Genomic DNA, 24,705 nt, shown 5'->3' with positions numbered 1-24,705 from the left:
CGAATGGGGAGGAGACTAAAAAAGCAACATTTTACTGAAAAGATCGACCGATATAAAAAATATGGAACCATGGATGGACCAAAACAAAGAAGAGTGGGAAGCCTTGACCTTACGACTTTACCGTCGTGTGGAAGAATTGGAAACTCTTATGATGGAAGTCCGCAGTGATCTCGTTCGGTACCGCGCCGTCCGGGAAGAATGGTATCATTGGCATAGTGCCTGGAAGGAGGAATACGCCAAACGCGCGACCGGCTGAATTGGAAAAATCGTTTTCCGTAGGACCTCTCTTGGAAAATTAGTCCTATCCCATTCGAAAAAGGAATTCCCATGGCCGAAAAACCTCTGTCCCCCTTTGGTGAGTTAGCTCCCAGCACCCCTGCTTCTCTCTCTGATGTCAAAAAGAACATTTATGGACGATACCTCGAAGAATTCAATGTAGGTGATATCTATGTTCACCCTCGTCAATTCACAGTGGACAGAAGTTTTGCCCAAGAATTTGCCACAGTGTTTATGGATGCGAATCCACTTTATCTTTCTGCAGAATATGCAAAAGCTCATGGATTTGCGGATCTACTCGTTCATCCACTGATGGTCTTCAACTTAGCACTTTCCATCGGGGTTCAAAATAACAGTGAGAAGGCGCTTGCCAACCTCGGTTATTACAACGCACAATTTTTATTACCCGTTTATCCGGGAGACACTCTTTCTTCTCGAACTAAAATTTTAGCAGTTGATGACAAAGGCCCTGAGAAACCAGGAATCGTAAGTGTGAGAACACTTTGCCTCAACCAAAAAAACGAAGTGGTTTTACAATACGAACGTAAAATCATGATCTACCAATCCAATGGAAAACCAAAAGGCAATCCAAAACCGGGTGATGCTTCTGCATTCTTTCCAGAGTCAAAAACGCCTGCCCTCAAACTTCCTAACCTCAAATTCCCAACTGAGATGAAAGATGTAACTTGGGGACATACTTACTTTGAAAACTTCAAACCAGGTCAAATCTATGTTCACCAAAATGGAAGAACCATTACTGATGAACATTACCAATGGACTTTCCGTGTAGGAAACACTCATCCACTTCATTATGATAAATTGTATTCTGCTGGAATCTCTGGCCCTATGGGTGGAGAACCAGTCGTATACGGTGGGCTCGTATTTGGTTGGTTAGCTGGAATGGCATCACGTGATATTTCCGAAAATGCAATTTGGGAACTTGGATTTACTGAAGGATACCATACCCAACCTGCTTTTTCTGGTGATACCGTAACTTGTATTTCCCGAATTTTGACTACGGAAGACAAAGGAACAGAATACGGAATCCCTGCAGGAGAAGTTCAAATTCAGTTCATTGGACTAAAAAACATCAAAGCAAACGATGCTTTGGATAAGTTCGGTGCTGATCTTTTCCTCAAAGAAAACGATAAAAAGAAATTAGGAAAAGAAAAGATCCCAGAGAAAATCTTCGAAATCGAAAGAAGATTGATCATCAAAAAACAACCATAAGGTGAACCCATGAAAGTTACCATCCCCAAACGAATTCCTGACATGGAAGACATCGGGGATGGTGTCTTTAAAATTGTCCTTCCTCAACCGTTTTATGCACCAAACAATATCTATTTGTATGAAGGTAATGATGGTTTAACTTTAATTGATTCGGGTTATATTGAATCCGTTCCCATGTTACAGGCTTCCTTAAAAACTAAGGGATTTTCTTTTAAAGACATTCGCCATATCATTTATACACACAACCATCTGGATCATATCTCTTCTTCTTTAGTTCTTAAATCCTATGCAAAAAATGTGACCTATTACGGGTATCGTTCGATGGCAGATGGGGTTGGGAATTATTTAGAATCGATGGTGCTTTTTGAAGAGGCAACAGAAGATCTATTTCATAAAGCATTTGGTGATAAAGAAGAACTCGATCGGATTTTGGAAGAATCACGCCAAGGTTGGCGACAGTTTTATAGTAAATTTAGTGAAACCAAAAAGGGTGATCCTGTTTTAAAAATTGATGTCGCCATCGACCATAACGACAGTTTGGAGTTAGGTGGAAGATTGTTTCGATTTTTGCACACACCAGGTCATAATTTATATCATATCACGCCTGTAGATCCTTCGACGGGAATCTATTTTTCTGGAGATTTGATCATTGCCAATCTTACGGCCATATATTCTGAAATGGATGGAAGTTTAGGTGATTATTATTTTACTCTTTCCAAACTTTTGGAAGAGCCCATCAAACGTATGTTACCTGCCCATGGTAGCGAAATAGAAGATCCTAAAAAAACCATCACTCTTGTGAAAAAAACGCTGAGTATCCTTGAGAAAGGTGTGCTCCGAAGACTCAGAGAAGGGGAATCCGACTTAAAAGTCCTTATGGAAGCGGCGATTGGGAAAAAAGTACATAATGGGGGCCATTTACCAACGGCTCTAGGACTTGTGTATAGCATCATCCAAAAACTAGTTTTAGAAGGCCAGATCCGCATCGAAAAACGAGAGAATGGATACGAAGTCTTTCATTTCGTAAACTAAGGAATACCGAACTTTATCCTATGAAGATACCTTTATTAACTTCTGTAGCTTAATTATTTTCAAATTTTTTAATCATGAAGGCAAATTTCAACATTGTTAACAACTCAAATAAATTCTATTAAAAATGATAAAGATTTCTTTAGAAGTATTTTACATTTTGATATGGATATTTTCATCCCTTTCGTTATCAACTCAATTCAATGGCAAATTTGCTAAACTTTCAGTAATTGCATATATAATTATTTCAATTATATATTTATTTTATTCTTTTATCATTCAAAGAAATAAATATTGTTTCGCTACATCAGTAACTTTGACATTCCATTTAATATTTTATTATTTGATTTCGGAATTTCATGTCCTCAAAATTACATTTGAATTTCCATCAATAGCACATTTGTTTGGAATAATTTTTAGTATTAATTATATTATTTCTTTAATAACTACGTTGGTATCGTTCATTCAATTTATTTATTACAATAAAAGTAAATTCATATTGAATGCTTTATTTAATTCTGTATTATTGGCCTTACATTGGTTTTTCTTGCCCTTTATAAAGGAAATATTTTTCATATAAAGAGATTTCATTTATAAAAATGTCAGCTTATTATAGACGTGAAAACGTCCTCTGTGTTAGTTCATTAGGCGAAATTTGTTAAATCCTATGGAAAAATGCCAAAAATGTAATGTAGAACTAAACCCCATAAAAACAAATTATGGGAAATTGATAATCTGCAATAATTGTTTTGGACATTACTATTCTGAAAATACATTGGAACTGCTATTTAACGGTTCTACTTGGCAGAGTGAAAAAGATGCTTCGAAAGTTTCAAAATCAAAACTAGAGTGTCCTAAATGTAAAGATAGAATGCGATTACACAGGTTTTCTAAAAATTACAATTCTGTCGAAATTGACATTTGTTCTAATTGTAAGATCCTTTGGCTTGATTACAATGAAATTGAAGATTTAAAACTTAACTCAATAGAAACCCGAAATTTGATAACCAATAGCAAAAATAGAATTTCTAAGGCTGAAATAAACTATATCTTAAACATAACTAAGTTGGATGCAAAATTAAAAGAAGCTAAAACTATAAATAAAATTAACGAAGAGGCTATTAAATTTTCAAAAATCCATCACTACGATAGTGTGATGAACGCAAGTGTGTTTAATGCTTTTGATATAGTAACCTTTTTTAAAACAATTTTCAAAAAAGAGTAATCACCTTAAAGAAGATGAAAAAGCGAGTAAATGACTTGAACACTAATTATTTAAAAATAATAGTTAAAGACATTAATAATTTAGAGGAACTTCGGTTGGACTAGTTCGTTATAAACCATTCCCATGACTTACCTTAAACCAAAATTATGAAGAATCACTTTATTTGTTTATTTTTAATGATAATTATTCAGTTGGAAGCGAAAGACGGATATTTGCCAGTAGCCGCATCAATTGTAAATGTTCGTAAGGAACCCAGCTTGAATTCACCAGTTATATCTCAATTAACCATTGGTAATTTGGTAAAAATCATTCCGAATAAAAAAGTAAAAGATACAGTAAACAGTGTAAATGGGTTTTGGGTTAATGTCGAAATTGGCTATAGTAGTAAAAGTAAACTCAAAGATGGTTGGATTTTTGATAACTATTTAGGTACGCCGGAAAAATTCACCAAACCAACTTACTGGTTACATAAAAAATTTAATGGATGCTCTGGTGATTATTGTCTTACACTAAAAATGAAACCAAATGCAACTTATACCTACAGTTACGAACTTTGTACAGGTGGGAATTGTAATGAGGAGACATCTTGCTATGAAAAATCAGAGAAAAAGATTAGTAATAATGGTTATATCCTTTGCGAAGGTTCTGGAGTGATTAAAGTTTATAAAAACTTAGTTTGGTTACAAAAATTTGGCAAAGAAACTAACGAATATATTTTTCTAAAGGAACATAAATTATGTATGCCTGGAATGGATGAGTGCATGGATTAAAAACTGGAATGGTATATAACTGACGGTATCCGATTTTGTACTTTCTGCCTAGTTCATAGGTTTTAATTTCCAAATTTCAATTTGTCTCCCTTTCCAAACAAAAGATCCATTTTGGTTTTCTAATTCTTTTTTATATTCCAAAATTCTAGACTTAGGCCATAAAACCTCATCTGTGAATTCGGGTGCCATTACCACATAACAAAAGTATGTTTTTTCGCAAATTGATGGAGCATTTTTAATCTGCTCTAGTGGATAGGTTTTTGTTTGGTCTGTGATTAGAAACGAAAGGTTGTATTGCGAAAAGACAAAAGTACCATTTTTGATTTTTTGATTTTTATCATTTTCGGGATTGGAATTTGTATTCGGATGCAGATTGGTGTTTATGGTTTGCGGTATAATCTTTAATGAATGAGAAAGAATTAATGTATTGGCTGTTTTAAAATCTTCTCGCACTTCGTTTTCTATTGCTTCGTTTTTCCATGGACTTTTGATGTTTGAATCCATTGGGAAATTTTGGTCCAGTGAATTTTTCCAGAAAAGACAAGTTAGAATCAAAAAAGAAAAAGATAGGGATATTTTTTTCTCCGATTGGATCCAAAGAATTCCGGTATAGAGAATCATAGGAATCAGTGAATAACTGTAATACGTATAAACCTCATGGTGCCATGGCCTTGAAGAAAATATATGTGTAGCGTATACCAATCCGACCCCAATGACTTCCGGTAACATTTGAAAGATTCCGAGTCCCCCGCTCGTGATTAATTCTAGAAATATTTGAAATGATTTTTGGAAACCGGTTACTTGTTTGAATGCGGAATGGTATTCTTGGGTAAGAACATTCGTCCAAGTGATGGATGTCTTAGAGTCACCAAACATAGGGTAAATGAAAAAAACAAAACCCAACCATAAAAAGAGAATGCTAATGATCACAAAGAGTAAGCGGAACGTAAACGAATCTTGGATGGTAGAAGATGGTTTGTATCCAGTTAGTCCAGTTTTTGATTTTGTTTCGAAACGATTGTATAACAGTCTTAAGGCGATTGGTAGAAAAAAGAGAAGGAGATAGATACCAATATCCTCTTTGAGTGATAGATAGAGAATGGTGGCAAAAGATAAAATACTACAGTAAAACCAAAAGAAATACGATGAAACCTTTTGTATCTTTTTTCGTTTTTCCCAAATATAAAAAAAGAAAAGGGCAAATAATAAAACTAGAACTTCGAAGTGAAAGCTGGAACCAATGCGGTAGAGATAAAGTTGGTTTGTGACAAGAACCCAGAAAACTAAAAATTTACGTCCCTGATCTTTTAGATTATTTTTGGTAATTTGATATGCCCAGAAAAGCCAGAGGATCGTCGCCAATTGGTAAACAAAAAATACACCCACGGCGAGTCCCCACCTTTCGGGGATCCAACTCACAAACGGTGCCAAAATAAACATTCCTGGTGAGAAGTGGTGTTGGAGGTAACTTCCTTCTCCTGATTCTGAATAGTAGCCGCTAGTAAATCCTTCTCCACGAGAAATAGAGAGAAGAATATCCGAAATGCCAATATAATCTGCATCTTGAAACAAAAAAACTTCGGCAAGTGACTTTGTTAAATGGAACGCATGGTATGTACTTGTGATAAAAAATAAAATACAACTGATACAAAGTAAATAGGGGAGAATGGTGATTTGTTTGTCAGATAACAAACTAAAGTTAACCAACTTGTCATTTGGTTTTGTTTCAGATTTTGTTTTTTTTTCTTTCCAGAAACTGAAGATAGTTAAGAAAAACAAAAAAAGAAATACCCCCTTTTGAAAGGGGGCATGAAAGTTTTTAGGAGAAATAAAGAGAAAAGGAGAAACTAAGCTGAATAAAAAAAATAAATAAACCACTTAACGAATAAAGTACAATACCTTTCTTTCGCCGATCCGTTCTCTGTTGATTTCCACTCGGTTACGATAATAATAACCTTTTTCTGGAAATGTTTTAGAGAAAAATTCAAATAAATCCATTTCGAATAACAACATACATTCGGCAACATCAGTTGTTCCAATCGACTTTGCTTTTTTTGTATCCACCATTACATGGCGAGAGTTGATAAAGTCAGGTTCTATTTCATTGGCAATGAGTTCAAAATTTGTTTTGGTGATGGTTCCACCAACAGATGTTTTTTTCCCTCTACTTTTTGCTTCTGAAATGATCTTTTTGGAAATCCTTGTGACTTCTTTGTCATCAGGTTTTTTATCCATAGAAGCACTTAAGTCTGATCTAGCAGCTGTTACTTGTTCTAAACTTTGGAACGGAACTGAATCAAAAATATCCATTAAGTTTCTGTAACCGGTGATGGTTTCCATATTAATCGATTTATTATAGGATTCGTATTCAGCAGGTGTCAGGAGATTCTTCATGGTTTGGATGAAGTTTTTTAATGCGTATTCTGACTCCACCATGGGTGCAGAAATTCCAGAAACGCCGATCCTTTGGCAGATTCGGATATCGTTTCTGGCTTCCGGGCCACCGATTTTGACGTAGAGGGGCAAAATTCCGGCTGTGATCGTTTTTAGGAGGGAGATTTCTTCTTCTCCCATGTCCTCGGTTTCCGTACCTGTTTTGATGCAGACAAAAGAGTAGTTTTCTTTCATCTCCAGTAAGGTTTTTCGTAAAACGTGGATTGATGTTTCCATAAGCAGAAGATCTCCATGTATGGTATCGTCGATTCCCGAAAATAGTACAAGTCTTTTGCGCTTTTTTTCCCCCTTTCTTGACAGAAAATTCCAATTCCCTAGCTTCGAACCTATGGGAATATTCTCCTCCATCTTCCAATCCAAACCAAAACAAGATTCTAAAGAACCACCAAAAGAAGGAGCTGCCGCTTCTGGAATTTCCTTCGGAATCATTGTGGTGCTTGTATTTGCTTTCAAATCATCTATATTAGATGCTAATAATATTCCTTCAGGATCGATGATCCCCACACTCAAAATCGGGGACTTTTTATTTGTTAATAAAATGCGTTACTCTTTCCGTATGCCATTTACAGAAAAGGAACTCTTCCGGATTGATGATCCAAAACGTGGAGACATTGTTACTTTTATCCCACCGGCAACGGCTCTTGCTCAAGAAGAATCACGGACTGGAATTTTTGCTAAACGATTTGTAAAACGTGTTGTAGGCCTTCCTGGAGATACAATCCGAATCACTCGCAAATATATCGATACCAAAGACAGGGGACGTGTACACTTTGCACTGATCGAATATAAAGAAAAAGGTTCAGAAGAGTTTCAGTCTTACCAACCCAAAGAAGTTCCGATTGGAAAAGAACTTTCTGATTTGGATAATTTAGAAGCTACGCAAAGAGCTCTCTTTCAGGAAGTCAAACCAGGGTTTGAACATTTTATTCTGGAAGGTTTTGAAGATGATCGTCGTGCTCATATCTTTGAATATTGTGTCTTCTTACATGGTTGTGTGATTCCAGAAGGTCAGTATATGGTAATGGGTGACAACCGAGATGACTCTCACGATTCACGTGCTTGGGGATTTGTAAAACGAGAAGATATTTTAGGAAAGGCGCTAATTATTTATTTTTCCATTGATTGGAAAGACTCCACTTGTGAATACAAAGATGGCCAAGAGCTTGCAGAAAAAGGGCCCGAGATTGCAGAACGTTATGAAGGTGATGCTCTTGATAGACGTTGTCACTACACAGAAGTATTTTCTTCACATAATTCTCGCTATAGAGACGATGAGTCTAGATTAAGTTGGATTGAAAGAACTATCCGTTATCGTTTGTGGAGACTGAGTGTTAGATGGGAGCGAATTGGTCGTATTCTCCAGTAAGATGACAAATGAATCAGAAAAACCATCGGCCAAAAAACCAGAGAAGTCACCTATGGCAATGGCTGGTGCTGGTTTTGAATTTGTATCTTCCATCGCGCTTTTTGTGGTGGGTGGATACTACCTCGACGAATATTTAAAAACAGAACCACTTTGGCTTCTCATTGGATTTTTTCTGGGTTTTGTTTTGGCTTTTTATTCTCTGATCAAACGAGCCAAAGAAAACGAATAGAATGTGTTTCTGTTCTTGGCTGCCGATGGAAGTACGCTTTTATATCTGCACCAGAAGTTGATTGGTCCAAAGAACAAAAAGCGACAACTGCCTTCAAATAAATTCTTGACAGCTCTTTTCTTTGCAAAAAACATTTTAAGTGTAATGGCTCACCAGACAAATTCAAACTACGAGATCATGAATTCCATGCCCGTTCTTGGATTGTCTAGCTATGTCCTCTCTACCCTCGTCCTAGTCGTCGTTGTAGTCTCCTCATACATACGTAGCTTTCTGTCATAATTCTCACTTGTTTCCTCGGTCGACAGAAAGCTCGAAGTCGACGGGGAAACCAACAAGGAGAGGATCTTTATGCGGGAAGAAATCACTGTAAGTCAATACATCATACATTTTTTAGAATCAAAGGGAATTACATGGATTCCGGGTGTTCCTGGTGGAACTATATTACCATTATACGAAAGTTTGGCGGAGTCAAAGATAGAACATGTTTTGGCAAGGCATGAACAAGGCGCCGGCTTCATTGCTCAAGGAAGGGCAAGGAGCACAGGTGAGGTGAGTGCTGTGTTTGTTTCCTCTGGGCCTGGTGTTGCCAATCTCATCACGGCCGTTGCCGATGCTCAAAGAGATTCGGTTCCTTTACTTATTTTTTCAGGACAAGTTCCATTGGGCTTAATGGGAACAGATGCATTTCAGGAATTACCAACAGCGGAGATTGTTTCATCACTTGTTAAAAAAGTTTATTTGATCGAAAAACCAAATCAAATCATAGAAACATTAGAGGAAGCATACGGGTTATGTGGCCAAGGAAAAATGGGTCCAGTATGGATTGATTTACCAAAAGATATCCAAACACAAACCATTACTTTACCTAATGAAAAAAATGATATTGGTTCATTGCCTAAATCAGATAACAGTGAACTTTTTCCAGAGGAAGATGATTTATCCTTTGAAAGGATAAATTCGTTTTTACAAGAATTCAAATCCTTATTAGAAGAATCTCGTTTCCCCTTACTTTATGTAGGTGGTGGTGCTAAAAGAGAATATTTACGTTTAAGAGAGTTGGTTTCGCGTTTTCAAATTCCAGTGGTAACAACACTTATGGGACTTGGGATTTTTGAAAAAGAAGATCCTATGAACTTAGGAATGATGGGAATGCACGGAACGGTTACCGCAAATGAAGCACTTGGTGTTTGTGATCTTTTGATTGCGATCGGAGTTCGTTTCGATGATCGAGCTACTGGCAATATCCAAAAGTTTTGTAATGACGCAAAGATCATTCACATTGATATTGATGCACGAGAAATTGGTAAAAATAAACCTGTGACTTTGAGTTTGCAAAGAGATCTTTCTGAAGTGATTCCATTTTTATTGGAAGAAGATTTTTGTATTCAAAATGAAAAGGCCTTACAATTAATCGAAACTTGGAAACAGATCCCGGAAGAACATCCAATGAAATCGATTCTTTTGGATTTTGTTTCTGTGATGCCACTTGGTGAACATTTTGTACTTACGGATGTGGGCCAACACCAGATGTGGGTGGCACAGTATTTTCCCTTTTTAAATCCTATGTCCTGGATCACTTCCGGTGGACAAGGAACCATGGGGTTTGGTCTTCCTACAGCAATTGGTGTGGCTTTAAGTCATAAAGATGCTCATGTATTTTGTTTTTCTGGCGACGGTTCGATTATGATGAACTTACAAGAGTTGTCTACTTTAAAGGAACAGAACCTAAATGTAAAAATTATCTTAATCAATAATGAACATTTGGGACTCGTCAAACAACAACAAGATTTGTTTTACGGAAGTCTGTATTCTGGATCGAAATTCCATTTTCATCCCGACTTTTCTTTGTTATGCCAATCTTTTGGAATTGGATACTTTGAATGGGATTGGAAATTAGGAGTGAGTGATTTAGAGAAAGTTCTACAAACAAAAGGGCCGGCTATGATTGAAGTGAGGGTTCCATCTAATTGGGGAGTTTATCCATTTGTTCCTGGTGGAAAATCCAACCAAGAATACATTCTAGAAAAAATTGTAACTTAAGGATGCACTTCCGAGGGAGAAACTCCCTCGGATCGCCAAATATTAATTAAATGGCTTTACTTCCTCGTTCTCCGCTACGAATGCGAATCACCTCTTCTAATGGCATCACGAAAATTTTTCCATCTCCGATTTTACCTTCAGGCCCCGTTTTTGCAGCTTTCAAAATGGCATCCACGGTTGGTTTAACAAACTCATCATTCACTGCGATTTCTAATCTTACCTTTCTAAGAAGGTTTACTTGGTATTCATGTCCACGGAATACTTCGGTTTTTCCCTTTTGTTGGCCATAACCCTGAACGTCACTGACTGTTAAACGATAGATTTCGTTTTTGGTAAGTTCGTTTTTTACTTCTTCTAACTTATGTGGTTGGATGATTGCGATGACTAATTTCATATTGATTACCTGATATCATATCCTTTTTCACCGTGGATCTCTTGGTCGAGTCCGGTGATTTCTTTATCTTCTTCGATTCTAAAGCCGATTGTTTTTTCGATCACAAGTGCAAGTATATAGGAAACTACAAAAGAATAAACAGCAGTAGCAACAACACTGATCGCTTGAGCAGTCAATTGATTTCCTAAAGTCATTCCTTCTGCGAGTTCTAAAGCAAAGATCCCTGTAAGAATGGCACCAAAGGCTCCACCTGCACCGTGGATTCCAAATGCATCGAGAGTGTCATCATATCCAAGTTTGCCCTTTAGTAAAATCGCCATATAACATATAGGAGATACTAAAAATCCCATAATCATTGCCCCCTGTACACCCACATAACCAGAAGCAGGTGTAATGACGACTAAACCCGCTACAATTCCTGAAGCCGCACCAAGTGCAGTCGCCTTTTTTGTATGTAGCCATTCAATGAGTAACCAACTAGCTCCGGCTGCTGCTGGTGCAATCAGTGTCACTAAAAAGGCTCTAGCGGCAAGACCATTCACAGAAAGTCCAGAACCGGCGTTGAAACCAAACCATCCAAACCATAAAAGTCCTGATCCAAGTAGCGTATAGGTCATGTTATTCGGATGAGTTAGTAAACCGGCGTCACCTTTCCGTTTACCAATGACAATGGCAGCGGCAAGACCTGCAATCCCTGAAATCAAATGAACGACTGTTCCTCCTGCAAAATCAAGAGCATTCATTTTTAATAACCAACCTGAATCGGCCCATACCCAATGTGCTACTGGATCATAAACTAACGTTGACCAGACGAGAATGAAAACAACGTAAGCGGAGAGTTTGATTCTTTCTGCGATTGCCCCAGAGATGAGTGCGGGTGTGATGATTGCAAACATTCCTTGGAATAAAAAATGCACATAAGTTGGAATCGTACCCTTTACGGAATCGAGATTTATCCCATTCAGGAATGCTAAATCAAAATTCCCGATATAAGGATTCTCCCCTGAAAAAGCAAAACTATATCCAAAAATAGTCCATTGCAAAGTCATCACGATGATCGCAACAAAACTATGCATCATTGTTGATAGAACATTTTTGGAACGAACGATACCACCGTAGAACAAGGCAAGTCCCGGAATCATAAAAAACACAAATGCGGAAGATACTAACATCCAAGTTGTATCGGATTTATCGATGGTAGGGGAGGATGGTAGTTCTCCTTCGGCTGCCAAAAATCCAGGCAAAAGGAAAAGTGCACATACCAACAAAGGCCGTAAGACCAATTGTATATTCATTGTTTGCTCCAAATATCTTTTTCGAGATGCGAAATAAAATTCGTATCATTACGATTGTTTTCTATTTTGAAAGCGAGTCAATTCTGCAAAACTAGGAACTTTTTTGTAAAAAATATTGGGGAATCGGGAAGGTGGTGGCCAGATTTCTGAGGTTGTGGTAAGGCGAAGGTATTGGGTGGCGGGTCTAGTTCCCCACCCAAATCAGGGCGGGGATAGTTAGATTCACGCCCACATCGCGGAAAAACCTCGAAAACCAGCTAAAATCTAAATAAAAAGATTGAACAAAATTAAATTGTGCACAATCTAAAATGCAAATAGGGAGACCAAAAATGTCAGATGAATTTTACAAAATTAAAGTAAAACGAGGTTCCGAGGAAGTTCCTCTGGAGCAGTTTAAAGACAAAGTCTTACTCATAGTTAACACAGCTAGCGAATGCGGCTTTACTCCACAATACAAAGGTCTCCAAGAAACGTATGACCGTTGGAAAGGAAAAGGTTTGGAAGTTTTGGCATTTCCATGCAATCAATTTGGGGAACAAGAACCTGGAACGGACGCAGAAATAAAATTATTTTGCGAAAGAACATTCTTAACAACTTTTCCTATCTTTTCTAAATTAGAAGTGAATGGACCAAATACGGATCCACTTTACAAACATTTAAAAAAACAAGCTCCTGGGATTTTCGGTTCCCTTGACATCAAGTGGAATTTCACAAAATTTTTAATCGATAAAAATGGAAACGTTGTGAAACGATATGCCCCCATTACAAAACCAGAAGCGATCGAAAAGGATATCGAAAAACTTGTCCAAGCTTAAGAATCCCACAGATGAGGTTCTTCTTTTGAAGAACCAAATTTGTTTTTCTTTATATTCTTCCATGCATCGTTTGATGAAGATCTATCGCCCGTTACTTGCCGCGGTGGGCCTGACATATCCACAATACCTTGTTATGTTGGTGCTTTGGGAAGAGGAAGAAGCTACAGTCAGTGGACTCGGAGAACGTCTACAGTTGGACTCTGGAACATTAACTCCCTTGTTAAAGAGATTAGAACAAAGTGGGTTTGTCGAGCGAACGAGAAGTCTGGATGATGAGCGAGTTGTGGTTGTGTCTCTCACAAAGAATGGTAAACATTTACGCGAAAAGGCAAAAGCCATACCAGAACAAATTTTTTGTTTGTCTGGGATTGAAGAGAACCAAGCAATCCAATTAAAAGCAATTTTGGACGAACTTGGTCAAACTTGAAAGAAAACGAAATTTCTACCAATAATTTTCTGCTTTATTCTTGACGTTGGATCGATACCCGAAAAGGATCTAACATCGTTTAGGTTCACTTCCATTTTTACCTGCGAAAGCGAAGGTTCATTGCGTATATGCCGAGGCTATTTTCGTCACTTTGCTTTTTCGTCTTACTATTCATAGTTTCTTGCAAAAATCCTTTTTCTGAAAATCCCTGCGACCCGAATGGGCAAAAATTTATAGACACTTTGTTCTTTAAATGGGCAACTTCGGATAACAGCACGACTTGCGATAAAATATACCTCCTAACAGCCGGTAAAGAAATTTTAGAATATTCAATCCCTAGTTTAGGAGTGACTGGGATCATCAATGGAAACCAAATTGTAATCACTTCAGAATCAATCGTTACAATCTCTTCTTATGTTGCTAATTTTAAGACTAACGGTGTCTCTGTTTCTGTGAATGATGTTCCGCAAACGAGTGGGGTGACTTCTAATGACTATAACTCTCCATTAAAATACATTGTGACCGGAACGGATGGAAGCAAAAATGAATACACTGTTCAAATGGTGGCACCAAGAGTGTTGGGTTCCAGTTCTCTCCGACTTTGGTTTAAGGCCGACCAGCTAACATTAAATGATGGAGATCCGGTTGCAAACTGGTCAGATGTTAGTGGATATGGGAATCATATATCTCAAGCTAATTCGGATTATTGGCCATTCTTTCGAAAGAACCAAGTGAATGGTTATCCTGTCGTTGAGTTCAGAAGTGTACTACGATCGGAAATTGAATTACCAAGTGGTGGCGTTGGACTCTATGCAGGCAATAGTGGAAGTACATTTTTTGTTAAGCGGCTAGTTTCAGTTGGTGCCGCAATCACTTTGTTACGATTATGTGATACCTATGGTCGGGAGATTGCTATTAATGATCCAAATGGCGAATACTTGGTTTGCCGTAGTGGTACTGGTTGTACGACTGTTTCGGCTTTACCTATTCCAAAGTTACAATTCATTTCAATTGGTTCTGTGCAAACTTTATTTTCGGACGCTCGTGAGTATCGGAACGGGAAATTGATAGGACAGTCTGCATTAAATACATATTTTGATTATACTTCAGCATCGGGCCAGGGTCGTGTTTTATTAGGAAATAGAAATCTTGATGCTGATATTGCAGAAGTTCTGTATTTCAATACTAATCTTTCAGAAGAAGATGTGGAAAAAGTTTTCTTTTATCTGAATACTAAATATGGGCTTTCGCCAATGTGAAATTCAAAGTAGACTTCTTCTTTGATCATTAGACAAAAACATGAACTTTCTTTTATAAAAAAATTGGAAGTATTGGATTTTTCGTTACAAACCAACAAACATGTGATATACGGAAACCATTGGGTGGCGGGTGGTTAACCCCACCCAGTTCGATATGGGCGGGGATCTCTACCTTCCGATCCCCCAAACACCCCCATTCCTACTTGCCCACAAATCCCCAACCTCCCATCTTGAACCAATGGATCTAAATACCATCAATCTCAAAAGGTTCCATCTTCATTATTTCAGTTACTTATTTCTTATATTCATTCTAAGTCTTCCGCTAACTGCTGGTTTGGTGGCGGATGGATACCGTTTGATTTTCTATTTCGGTGGTGCCATGTCCTTTGCCATCCAAATGGCCATCTTGCAACTTCGCTTCCTTCCTAGAAAAATTCCGGCATTGTCTGAGTCTGGGTTCCCCTTTTTTACCGTATTTCTCTCCTTTTTTCTAAATCTGGGCATTTTGACTGCTTTACAGGTCTTAGAGTACCCTTTTGAGGCAACTTCTGGATTTTTAATTGCCTATTTCGTCCACCTTCTTTTCCTTGTATTTGCGAGCTATTTCAGTGGAAAATAAGTCTAAATATCGGTTTTTTTTATCATTTTTATTAGTTTTTTCCCTTAGTTTTACGAATGTTTTTGCAAACGATTCGGAAGGGCACGGCTCTGAAGAGGGCTTCGATTTCAGTGAAGTCATGGCACACCACTTGGGTGATGCTCCTATCTTCCCTCTCAACTTTGGTGGTACGATTGTTACAGAAGGACAACCTGGTTTTGATGCCGAAAACCACGATGTTTTCGTGAACCATGACGGCGTAAAATACCATTATGTAGGTGGACTTGACCTCCACATTACAAAACGAGTGACCATGATGTGGATTGCTTGTTTCTTTTTGTTCCTCGTTTTTATCCCTGCAGCCAATTTGATTTCAAAAAACCCTAAAAAAGTTCATAACAAATTCACATCGGGTGTAGAGGCTTTTGTTAGTTACTTAAAAGAAAATGTTGTGGATGCATCTCTTGACCACCACGGCCATTCTTACTACCATTACATCTTTTCTTTGTTTTTCTTTATCCTTTTCTGTAACTTGTTTGGCCTCATTCCATCAATCGGGGAATTAACAGTTGCCGCATCTGATGCACTTGTTGCAGTCGGGGCAGTGGATCACACTCCGCATTCTCTCCATACTTTCGGAGAAATTTGGTCAGGGATCACACCTACTGGTGACATCAGTGTCACACTCTCTCTCGCATCCATTACACTACTGACAATCTACGGAACAGCTTTCTCCTACCAAGGGATTTCCTTCGTAGCACATGCCGTTCCTAAGGGAGTGCCGCTCCCACTTTGGCCGCTGATGTGGGCCTTAGAGTTTATTGTAACTCATATTGCTCGTTCTTTTGCATTAACCATGAGGTTACTTGCCAACATGACTGCGGGACACGTAATGATCCTTGCGTTACTTGGGTTTATTTTTATGAGCGAAAGTTGGCTCATCGCACCTGTATCTGTTCTCAGTTCGGTGCTCATTTACTTTTTAGAACTACTTGTAGCCTTTTTACAAGCGTTCATTTTCTCACTGCTCACAACCGTGTTCATCGGAACTGTGATGCATAGACATTAACATTGGTTTTATTTATATTATAAAACACACAGGAGTGAAACGAAAACAATGGAATTCGGTTTAGGATACATCGCAGTAGGACTCGCAGCAGGACTTGCATTACTTGGTGCAGGAATCGGTATTGGTAGAATTGGTGGATCAGTGGCAGAAAGCATTAGCCGCCAACCAGAAGCAGCGGGAAAGATCCAACTCGTTCTTTACGTAGCAGCAGGTATGATTGAAGGTGCAGCACTTTTCGCAGTGGTAATCGCTCTTCTTATCGCGCTCAAACTCAATGGCTCAATTGACAAAACAATTGGTGCTGGTGCCACTAAAGTAGAACAAGGACAATAGTCTTGGTTATCCTTGCGGCTTCCGGCTTCAATTTGCTGAAAGTCAATCCGGGTCTGGTCATCTGGACCCTGGTCACTTTCTCAGTTGTTGTCTTCGTTCTTAAAAAATTTGCATGGGACAAGATCCTTCATGCTCTCGAAGAACGTGCTTCCGGCATCCAAGGCGATATCAACAAAGCAGAAACCCTTCGAGTAGAAGCAGAAAAGTCTTTAAAAGAATACAAAGACCAACTCTTCAAAGCGACGGAAGAAGCTCATAAAATTGTAGATGAAGCTAAAAAAGATGCAGTTGCTCTCCGCACAAAATTGACGGAAGAAGCACACAACGAAGTGAAAGGCATTAAAGACAGCGCAATTCGCGAAATTGATTTAGCGAAAAGCAGAGCTTTATCTGAAGTGCAAAACCAAATTGTGGAAATGTCCGTTCTCATCGCGAGTGAGATCTTGGAGAAACAATTGAAGAAGGAAGACTATGCTTCCTTTGTCGAAAAAGAGATCGCAAAACTCGATAAACTTAAAATAAAATGAGTCTGAACCAAATTTCAAAGGTTTACGCAACGGCACTTTTGGAGTTAGCTCAGGAAGCTAACTCACTTGAGTCAACAGAAGAGGAACTGTCAGCTTTGGTTGATGTTTTCTTTTCCGATGACTCAATCCGCCATTATTTCCTTTCTCCATTAGTTGATCCTTCTGAGAAAGAACGAACTGCTGAAAAGTCAGTTCAAGGGAAGGCATCGGAAATCGTTGCCAACTTCATTACACTTGTGGTTCGTAAGAATCGATTTCTATTCCTCAAGGATATTTTGGAAGATTATAGAACAGGAGTGGATCGACTTAAAAATCGTAGTTCTCTTCGCATTGTTTCCAAAGATTCTCTTGGCAAAGAAGCCGTAGATCGAATCACCAAGTCTATCTCTTCCAAGTTCGAACGCGAATTACGTGTTACAGAACAAACGGATCCAACCCTTATTGGTGGATTCAAAATCTTTATAGACGACTTTTTAATCGATGCCTCGATCCGTGCAAAACTTGCCGGAACTCGCGAGGCTCTCCTCCAAAAGAAAATCCCAGTCGGAGCATTTGAATGAAAATTAAAACAGACGAAGTAACGTCGGTACTAAAACAAGAAATTAAAAACTTCAAAAAAGACCTTCAAGTTGAAGAAGTCGGAACAGTTCTCGAAGTAGGGGACGGGATTGCGAGAGTTTACGGACTCACTAACGTAATGTCTGGAGAGCTTGTTGAATTCCAAAACGGTGTTCGAGGACAAGCCTTCAACTTAGAAGAAAACTCCGTTGGGGTTGTAATCTTCGGTGATTATATTAAAATTGAAGAAGGTTTTTCCGTTAAACGTGTAGGAAAGATCTTCGAAGTTCCAGTAGGACCAGAACTTCTCGGTCGAGTTCTTAACCCACTCGGGGAAGTGATCGACGGAAAAGGACCACTGAACGCTAAAAAATCAAGACCTGTTGAGTCTCCAGCTCCAGGGATTGCGATGAGAAAATCAGTTCATGAACCAATGCAAACTGGTATCAAAGCAATCGATGCAATGATCCCAATTGGACGTGGACAAAGAGAGCTCATCATCGGTGACCGCGGAACAGGAAAAACTTCCATCGCGATCGACACCATCATCAACCAAAAAGGTAAAGGTGTGATCTGCGTTTATGTAGCGATTGGACAAAAAGCATCTACTGTTGCTTCCACCATCGAAATGTTACGCGAAAAAGGTGCTCTTGAGTATACGATCATCGTATCTGCAAACGCATCAGAACCTGCTCCCATGTTATACATTGCACCTTACTCTGGTGCGACTATGGCTGAATACTTTATGTATGAAGAAGGAAAAGCAACACTCGTTGTGTATGATGACCTTTCGAAACAAGCCGTAGCTTACAGACAAATGTCACTCTTACTTCGCCGCCCACCAGGTCGTGAAGCATATCCTGGGGACGTATTCTACCTTCACTCTCGCCTCCTTGAAAGAGCAGCAAAACTTGATGATAAATTCGGTGGTGGGTCTATGACAGCACTTCCAATCATTGAAACGCAAGAAGGGGAAGTATCTGCTTACATTCCTACAAACGTAATCTCCATCACTGATGGTCAGATTTACCTTCAGTCCAACCTATTTGCATCGGGCCTTCGCCCTGCGGTGGACGTGGGGATTTCTGTATCACGGGTTGGATCAGCGGCACAAATCAAAGCGATGAAAAAAGTAGCAGGAACTCTCAAGTCAGATTTGGCTCAGTTCCGTGACTTGGAAGCGTTTGCACAGTTAGGAACAGAACTTGACCCAGTAACTCAAGCTCAGCTTGATCGTGGTTACCGAGTTCTTGAAATTCTAAAACAACCAAACAACTCACCATCTCCAGTAGAAGAACAAGTGATTTCCATCTTCGCTGTAACAAAAGGATTTATGGATGCTGTTCCTACTGCAAAAGTAAGAGAATTTGAAGCTTTCCTTTTGAAAACGATGAGAGAACAACACTCTGAAATTTTGGAAGAAATTAGAACTGCCAAAGAAGTAAAACAAGAAGCAGCTCTGCAAAAAACAATCAAATCGATTGTAGAACATTTTCTAGCAAAGAATAACTAAGGGGAAAGATCTTGGCGACACCGCGTGAGATAAAAAAGAGGATTAACTCGGTTAAAAACACGAGAAAAATCACTCGAACCATGGAGATGGTCTCCACGGCGAAGGCAAAAAAAGCGACTAACAAGGTTAACGCGGCGAAACCATACGCTGATTTAACTCGTGAGTTAGTATCTTCTTTGTCTAGCCTTGCTGGGATCATCCACAGCCCTTACTTAAGGAAGCCGGACAAAATCCGTAAAGTTGCTATCCTTGCAATTGCCGCAAACCGTGGGTTATGCGGTGGTTTTAACTCCAACCTTCTTCGTATGGTAAAAAACCGTATCGAAGAGTTGAAGTCAAAAGGTGTGGAAGTAGAAGTTCACGCAGCAGGAAAAAAAGCAATAGCCTTCTTTAAATTTGCAAAAGTTGAGTTGGTAACAACACATACCAATATCGATGACAAAGCAGGAAGTAAAGAGGCGAACGATCTTGCTTCTTATTTTATGGAACGTTTTGCAAACGAATCGGTAGATTCTGTTGAAATTATTTCCACTCATTACTACTCGGCAGCAACTCAAAAACCAGAGATCACAACAGTTCTTCCTTTATCAATGGAAGATACAAGTTCCAAAGGATCTTCTGGCCCAGAGGTTTTGTATGAGCCGGATCCAAAAACTATTTTGGAAAACCTACTCCCTATGGTGATCAAAACAACTTTTGTTAAAATCATTTTAGAGTCAGTAGCTTCCGAACACATTGCACGAAGAGTGGCGATGAAAGCGGCTACGGATGCTGCTGGTGAGATGATCAAACTTCTGACTCGCGGATACAACCGAGTTCGTCAGGCAAAAATTACGCAGGAAATTTCAGAAATCGTAGGGGGAGCGGAAGCCATCTCCTAACAAAGGTCTTTCGGAGTATATATGAATAAAGGTAAAATTAAACAAATCATCGGTTCGGTAATGGACATCAGTTTTGAGTCCGGGAATATGCCTGAAATCTACAATGCCGTAGAAATCCAATCTAAAGTTAACGGCAAAGACGTAACAATTACTGCAGAAGTGCAACAGCACATTGGAGACAACACAGTTCGTGCGATCTCCCTTCAATCCACTGACGGATTAAAAAGAGGATTAGAAGTAATTGATACAGGAGTTCCGATTTCTGTTCCCGTAGGAACAAAAACTCTTGGTCGTATCTTTAACGTACTTGGTGAGGCAATCGACGAACTCGGTGACCTTCCTAAAGACGTAAAAAAGATGCCAATTCACAGAAATGCTCCTTCTTACGAAGAAATTAAACCTAAAACTGAGATCTTTGAAACAGGGATCAAGGTTATCGATCTTCTTGCTCCTTATATCAAAGGGGGAAAAACAGGACTATTCGGTGGTGCTGGGGTAGGGAAAACAGTTTTAATTCAAGAGCTTATCAACAACATCGCAAAACAACATGGTGGTTACTCTGTGTTCGCTGGTGTGGGTGAAAGAACTCGTGAAGGAAACGACCTTTGGAACGAGATGAAGGAATCGGGAGTTATCGACAAAACGGTTCTTTGTTTTGGTCAGATGAACGAACCACCAGGTGCTCGTCTTCGTATCGCACTTTCTGCTTTGACTATGGCAGAAAACTTCCGTGATGAATCCGGATCAGACATTTTACTTTTCGTAGATAACATCTTCCGTTTCTCTCAAGCAGGTTCTGAAGTATCGGCCCTTCTTGGTCGTATGCCTTCTGCGGTAGGATACCAACCAACCCTTTCTACAGAGATGGGTGGATTACAAGAGCGGATCACTTCCACGGTTCGTGGTTCCATCACTTCTGTGCAAGCGATCTACGTTCCTGCTGACGACTTAACTGACCCGGCTCCTGCGACTGCGTTTGCTCACTTAGATGCGACAACGACATTATCTCGTGCGATTTCTGAAAAAGGGATTTATCCTGCTGTGGATCCACTCGATTCCACATCACGGATCATGAACCCACAAATCGTTGGGGAAGAGCACTACAACACGGCTCGTGAAGTACAAAGAATCCTTCAAAGATACAAAGACCTACAAGATATCATCGCGATCCTTGGTATGGACGAACTTTCTGAGGATGACAAAATTCTAGTATCTCGTGCTCGTCGTTTAGAGAAATTCCTCTCACAACCATTCCACGTAGCGGAACAGTTTACTGGTCGACCTGGAAAGTATGTAAAACTGGAAGATACCATCCGTTCCTTCAAAGGAATCATCGAAGGTAAGTATGACACACTTCCAGAACAAGCATTCTATATGGTCGGATCGATTGACGAAGCGATCGAAGCGGCGAAACAACTCAAAGGTTAATCAGGATGAGTAAAGAACTGACTTTAACAGTCATCTCTCCTGACAAAATCCTTTACCAGGGCAAGGCAGAATCTGTGATTCTGCCGGGTTCTGTGGGTTATTTTGGAATTTTACCAGGCCATGCGACCCTAGTCTCCCAACTCGATTTTGGGCTGATCAAATTGCATACTGCCGGAAAAGAATTCCGAATCGCCATTGATGGGGGATTCTGTGAAGTGAGAAATGACCAAATCAGAGTGCTCACCGAAGGTGGGGATTCTGAAGACGATTTGTCTCATGACCACGCTGTGGAACTCCTCGAGGAAGCGGAAGCCCTTCCACTTTCCAAAGACAAAGAAATTCTACTAAAGAAAGCAAAAGTTCGCATTTTACTGCACGAACGTTAATTTTTTTCCCCCCTTCTTGCCGAAAATAAACCAGAGGGGGATTTCCTTTGGCTATAGATTGGATTCGACGTTCCGTATTGGTAACGATACTATTTGCCGGATTCTATTACTTAAAGGAAAACCCTGATTTGCGAAAAAGAATCTATTCTGAAAAACCGGTTCGTGTTAAAATTGAAGGATCAGTAGTGAATCCTGGATTTTATACATTGGATGCAGGTTCGAACGGAAAGGATTTGGTTGAAATGGCGGGTGGATATATACCCGGAACGCAAATCAAAACGGAGGACAGTATCTTGGAACAGCCGTTAGAGGATGGCCAGATACTAAATTTGGGAAAACGGTAATCGAGGCGAATGGCGGATCAAGAACAGAATAAAAACGAAGATCTAGAAAACATCGAACCTATACTCGATGAAGATTCGTTTTCCTTGGATTTGGATGATTTTGATATGGGTGATGATGATTTGGATGTATCACCTGGAATTGAAGCTCCAAACCTAGACGATATTTCCGCTTTTGATGATGAAGACGATTCCATCTCAGGTTTGGTCGCTTCCTCAGATTCTTATGATGATTTATTAGATATAGACTTAGATTCAGATTTAAACTTACTTGGGGAAGAAGACCCCATTTTACATGATGAAGACATTCATGCTGATTTTTCCGATTATGAAGAAGAATCTGAAAAAGAAAATACTCCTTCAAAACCAAAACAATTTCATAACCAAAACGATCTCGAAGATGATGATCTTGAATTAGAGTTCGATGATGATTTAATTGATCTTGATAAAGAAATCGAGTCTATCCTCAACGGGGAAGATGGAATTCTAACTTCCAAAAAATCCAAACAAAATTTGGAAGAAGAGGAAGATGGTCCAATTTCTCTTTCAATGGAAGAATTAGAAAACATCGCCGGCACTTTGGAAGAAGAAGAACATTCTGGAGAACCAGAACGTTCTCATTTCGAAGATGAGGAAGAACACGAACATGATTTAATTGATGAACATTCTGATCTGGATTTAGATTTAGATGATTCAGAGATTGATACAAACCTCGCTTTTGATGAAGAGGGTAAACCACAATTTGATTTAACAGATCACGACGAAGAAGATTCTTTTATACCTAAAGATGATTTAGGCCTTGGTGATGAGGAAGAAGAGGAAGCAGGATTCCAACCACTTGTGGATCCAGAAGAAGAAGAACTTTTCGGTAAAAACAAAGAAGATGAAAACCTCACTCTTTCTGATGAAGAGTTAGGTAGTATTTTAGGTGCAGGTGGCGAAGCGAGTTTAGAAGAATCTCTTGGTTCAGAAGAAGAATTTTTAACATCAGATGAAGGATCTGACCTTCCAAGTTTTACCGATGAAGAAGAAGGCGGATTTGATCTGTTAGGTGGTGACTTCGGAACACCAGAAGACGAAGAAACTGCATTATCATCTGAAGAAGAAGAGGATGAAGGCCCTCTCACCTTATCATTAGAAGAATTAGAAAATATTTCTGGCGAAGCCATAGAAGAATTCGAAGAACCAACTTCTGATATCCTTAACGAAGAGTTAGAAGATGAGTCCATCACACTGAGCCCAGACGAACTTGGAAATATCATTGCTGGTGATCCGGTTGAAGAAACCGAAGATTCTGAAGTAGAAGAAAATCATGAATTAGATACTGATCTCGGTGATGACTTTGATTTTGATTTAGGAGAACCTGAATCGGATCTCGAAGAACCAGAGAGTTCAGAAGAAGGTCTTGAAGGCCAAATGGAAGGATTTGAGTCCTCCGAGGAAGAGGATGAAGGCCCTATCGCTCTTTCTATGGAAGAATTAGAATCCATTGCATCTGATGCAGAAGAAAATTCCGAAGAGGAACTTGTTGATAGTTTAGACCGAGCTCCTCTCCCTTATGAAGAAGAGCTAACACCAAAGTCAGACTTACTGGCTGAGGATGAAGAAGATGAATCCATTGCTTTATCAATGGAGGAACTAGAAAATATCACTGCGTCAGAAGAAGAGGAAGAAAGTGAAGACATCACTCTATCTGCAGAAAGTTTAGATGAAATTTTAGGTGAGGAACTTCCGGGGGAAGGATTAGAAGACATTGCAGACCTTCCAGAGGAAGAAGTTTCTTTATCAGAACAAACTGGCCAAGAAGAACCAGCTGACTTTGATTTAGCGTCATTCGGCGGTGATGATTTAGTTGAACATGAATCCGAAACCGACTTTGGTGATTTTGGTTCTGACACAGCGATTGATGATAGTTTTGATTTATCAACACCTGAATTACCGAAAGAAACAAGAACTCCTACACTTGCAAGTGACGAATCAGAAGAATACGAAGTTGATTTAGACGAATATGCAATGGAAGGAAAACTTTCTCCATTGGAAGAACTTCGTAAATCAGATGTATCTGCACCAGAAGCCAAACCCGCTACTGAAGAAGCACTTGCGGAGGCAGGTGGAGATAACTTATCTGCTGGGGAACGCAAAAAAGTATTAGGATATTTAGACAATTTACTTGGTAACCTTCCTGATGATGTGATCCGCGAATTCTCGAAATCTCAATACTTCGAGTTATACAAAAAAATGATGAAAGAACTGGAGTTATAA

The 24,705-nt window shown here is 39.2% G+C and carries 26 protein-coding genes; 22 read left to right on the top strand and 4 right to left on the bottom strand.

Going from position 1 to position 24,705, the window contains the following annotated elements:
* Positions 1-73 precede the first annotated feature (73 nt).
* The 5 genes from EHQ16_RS02135 (at position 74) to EHQ16_RS02115 (ending at position 4,530) form a co-directional block, all read left to right on the top strand.
* The gene (locus EHQ16_RS02135; RefSeq protein ID WP_135637340.1) at positions 74-256 is read left to right on the top strand and encodes a hypothetical protein; all 183 of its coding nucleotides are present in this window, start codon (positions 74-76) and stop codon (positions 254-256) included.
* 71 nt (positions 257-327) lie between these two features.
* Complete coding sequence (locus tag EHQ16_RS02130; RefSeq protein WP_135636806.1) at positions 328-1,506, top strand: MaoC family dehydratase; 1,179 nt, start codon at positions 328-330, stop codon at positions 1,504-1,506.
* A gap of 9 nt (positions 1,507-1,515) precedes the next feature.
* Positions 1,516-2,538 (top strand): MBL fold metallo-hydrolase, encoded by a 1,023-nt coding sequence (locus tag EHQ16_RS02125; protein ID WP_135636808.1) that lies wholly within the window; start codon positions 1,516-1,518, stop codon positions 2,536-2,538.
* Positions 2,539-3,310: 772 nt separating this feature from the next.
* Positions 3,311-3,760, top strand: a complete 450-nt coding sequence (locus EHQ16_RS02120) for a TFIIB-type zinc ribbon-containing protein (RefSeq protein WP_167482622.1) — start codon at positions 3,311-3,313, stop codon at positions 3,758-3,760.
* A 146-nt stretch (positions 3,761-3,906) separates the two neighbouring features.
* Positions 3,907-4,530, top strand: coding sequence for an SH3 domain-containing protein (locus EHQ16_RS02115; RefSeq protein WP_135636812.1), 624 nt, complete (start codon positions 3,907-3,909; stop codon positions 4,528-4,530).
* Positions 4,531-4,578: 48 nt separating this feature from the next.
* Here the strand turns inward: EHQ16_RS02115 and EHQ16_RS02110 are convergent, their stop codons facing one another.
* Both EHQ16_RS02110 and EHQ16_RS02105 read right to left on the bottom strand, forming a co-directional pair.
* Positions 4,579-6,408 (bottom strand): DUF2079 domain-containing protein, encoded by a 1,830-nt coding sequence (locus EHQ16_RS02110; protein WP_135636814.1) that lies wholly within the window; start codon positions 6,406-6,408, stop codon positions 4,579-4,581.
* Complete coding sequence (locus tag EHQ16_RS02105) at positions 6,409-7,200, bottom strand: aldolase (RefSeq protein WP_135636816.1); 792 nt, start codon at positions 7,198-7,200, stop codon at positions 6,409-6,411.
* Positions 7,201-7,312: 112 nt separating this feature from the next.
* On the opposite strand from EHQ16_RS02105, the gene lepB reads away from it, so the two are divergent.
* From lepB to EHQ16_RS02090, 3 genes are all read left to right on the top strand, one after another.
* Complete coding sequence (gene lepB / locus EHQ16_RS02100) at positions 7,313-8,350, top strand: signal peptidase I (protein WP_409035672.1); 1,038 nt, start codon at positions 7,313-7,315, stop codon at positions 8,348-8,350.
* Positions 8,331-8,579: an AtpZ/AtpI family protein gene (locus EHQ16_RS02095; protein WP_244241883.1), complete on the top strand. Its 249-nt coding sequence runs from the start codon at positions 8,331-8,333 to the stop codon at positions 8,577-8,579. The genes lepB and EHQ16_RS02095 overlap by 20 nt, the downstream gene beginning before the upstream one ends.
* A 348-nt stretch (positions 8,580-8,927) precedes the next feature.
* The gene (locus EHQ16_RS02090) at positions 8,928-10,619 is read left to right on the top strand and encodes a thiamine pyrophosphate-binding protein (protein ID WP_135636820.1); all 1,692 of its coding nucleotides are present in this window, start codon (positions 8,928-8,930) and stop codon (positions 10,617-10,619) included.
* A 46-nt stretch (positions 10,620-10,665) separates the two neighbouring features.
* Here EHQ16_RS02090 and EHQ16_RS02085 read toward each other — a convergent pair whose 3' ends face one another.
* On the bottom strand, positions 10,666-11,013 hold the full coding sequence (locus EHQ16_RS02085; protein WP_100734139.1) for a P-II family nitrogen regulator: 348 nt from the start codon (positions 11,011-11,013) through the stop codon (positions 10,666-10,668).
* A gap of 5 nt (positions 11,014-11,018) precedes the next feature.
* On the bottom strand, positions 11,019-12,308 hold the full coding sequence (locus tag EHQ16_RS02080) for an ammonium transporter (RefSeq protein ID WP_244241882.1): 1,290 nt from the start codon (positions 12,306-12,308) through the stop codon (positions 11,019-11,021).
* Between the two features lie 329 nt (positions 12,309-12,637).
* Between EHQ16_RS02080 and EHQ16_RS02075 the strand changes: the two genes are divergently transcribed.
* The 14 genes from EHQ16_RS02075 to EHQ16_RS02010 all read left to right on the top strand — a co-directional run bounded on the left by EHQ16_RS02075 (position 12,638) and on the right by EHQ16_RS02010 (position 24,705).
* On the top strand, positions 12,638-13,123 hold the full coding sequence (locus tag EHQ16_RS02075) for a glutathione peroxidase (protein ID WP_135586738.1): 486 nt from the start codon (positions 12,638-12,640) through the stop codon (positions 13,121-13,123).
* Between the two features lie 61 nt (positions 13,124-13,184).
* Complete coding sequence (locus EHQ16_RS02070; protein ID WP_409035605.1) at positions 13,185-13,550, top strand: MarR family winged helix-turn-helix transcriptional regulator; 366 nt, start codon at positions 13,185-13,187, stop codon at positions 13,548-13,550.
* 242 nt (positions 13,551-13,792) lie between these two features.
* Positions 13,793-14,809 (top strand): DUF5018 domain-containing protein, encoded by a 1,017-nt coding sequence (locus EHQ16_RS02065; protein WP_135636827.1) that lies wholly within the window; start codon positions 13,793-13,795, stop codon positions 14,807-14,809.
* A 130-nt stretch (positions 14,810-14,939) separates the two neighbouring features.
* Positions 14,940-15,428, top strand: coding sequence for a hypothetical protein (locus tag EHQ16_RS02060; RefSeq protein WP_244241881.1), 489 nt, complete (start codon positions 14,940-14,942; stop codon positions 15,426-15,428).
* Positions 15,397-16,476 carry a F0F1 ATP synthase subunit A gene (atpB, locus tag EHQ16_RS02055; protein ID WP_425269950.1) on the top strand — a complete coding sequence of 360 codons (1,080 nt, stop codon included), beginning with the start codon at positions 15,397-15,399 and terminating at the stop codon, positions 16,474-16,476. The genes EHQ16_RS02060 and atpB overlap by 32 nt, the downstream gene beginning before the upstream one ends.
* Positions 16,477-16,524: 48 nt before the next feature.
* Positions 16,525-16,809, top strand: coding sequence for an ATP synthase F0 subunit C (gene atpE / locus EHQ16_RS02050; protein WP_002975055.1), 285 nt, complete (start codon positions 16,525-16,527; stop codon positions 16,807-16,809).
* A gap of 2 nt (positions 16,810-16,811) precedes the next feature.
* Positions 16,812-17,336, top strand: coding sequence for a F0F1 ATP synthase subunit B (locus EHQ16_RS02045; RefSeq protein WP_135636831.1), 525 nt, complete (start codon positions 16,812-16,814; stop codon positions 17,334-17,336).
* The gene (atpH, locus tag EHQ16_RS02040) at positions 17,333-17,896 is read left to right on the top strand and encodes an ATP synthase F1 subunit delta (protein ID WP_135636833.1); all 564 of its coding nucleotides are present in this window, start codon (positions 17,333-17,335) and stop codon (positions 17,894-17,896) included. The genes EHQ16_RS02045 and atpH overlap by 4 nt, the downstream gene beginning before the upstream one ends.
* Positions 17,893-19,407, top strand: coding sequence for a F0F1 ATP synthase subunit alpha (gene atpA / locus EHQ16_RS02035; RefSeq protein WP_135599993.1), 1,515 nt, complete (start codon positions 17,893-17,895; stop codon positions 19,405-19,407). Before atpH ends, atpA begins: the two co-directional genes overlap by 4 nt.
* An 11-nt stretch (positions 19,408-19,418) precedes the next feature.
* A complete protein-coding gene (gene atpG / locus EHQ16_RS02030; protein WP_135636836.1) occupies positions 19,419-20,288 on the top strand; it encodes an ATP synthase F1 subunit gamma in 870 nt (289 codons plus the stop codon).
* Between the two features lie 21 nt (positions 20,289-20,309).
* Positions 20,310-21,716, top strand: coding sequence for a F0F1 ATP synthase subunit beta (atpD, locus tag EHQ16_RS02025; RefSeq protein ID WP_135571323.1), 1,407 nt, complete (start codon positions 20,310-20,312; stop codon positions 21,714-21,716).
* Positions 21,717-21,721: 5 nt separating this feature from the next.
* Positions 21,722-22,102 (top strand): ATP synthase F1 subunit epsilon, encoded by a 381-nt coding sequence (gene atpC / locus EHQ16_RS02020; protein WP_135636838.1) that lies wholly within the window; start codon positions 21,722-21,724, stop codon positions 22,100-22,102.
* Between the two features lie 128 nt (positions 22,103-22,230).
* The gene (locus tag EHQ16_RS02015; protein ID WP_244241880.1) at positions 22,231-22,446 is read left to right on the top strand and encodes a hypothetical protein; all 216 of its coding nucleotides are present in this window, start codon (positions 22,231-22,233) and stop codon (positions 22,444-22,446) included.
* Positions 22,447-22,455: 9 nt separating this feature from the next.
* The gene (locus EHQ16_RS02010) at positions 22,456-24,705 is read left to right on the top strand and encodes a hypothetical protein (protein ID WP_135636843.1); all 2,250 of its coding nucleotides are present in this window, start codon (positions 22,456-22,458) and stop codon (positions 24,703-24,705) included.

This window comes from Leptospira kanakyensis, assembly GCF_004769235.1.
GTDB lineage: Bacteria > Spirochaetota > Leptospiria > Leptospirales > Leptospiraceae > Leptospira_A > Leptospira_A kanakyensis.
This window is presented reverse-complemented; position numbering and strand designations above follow the sequence as displayed.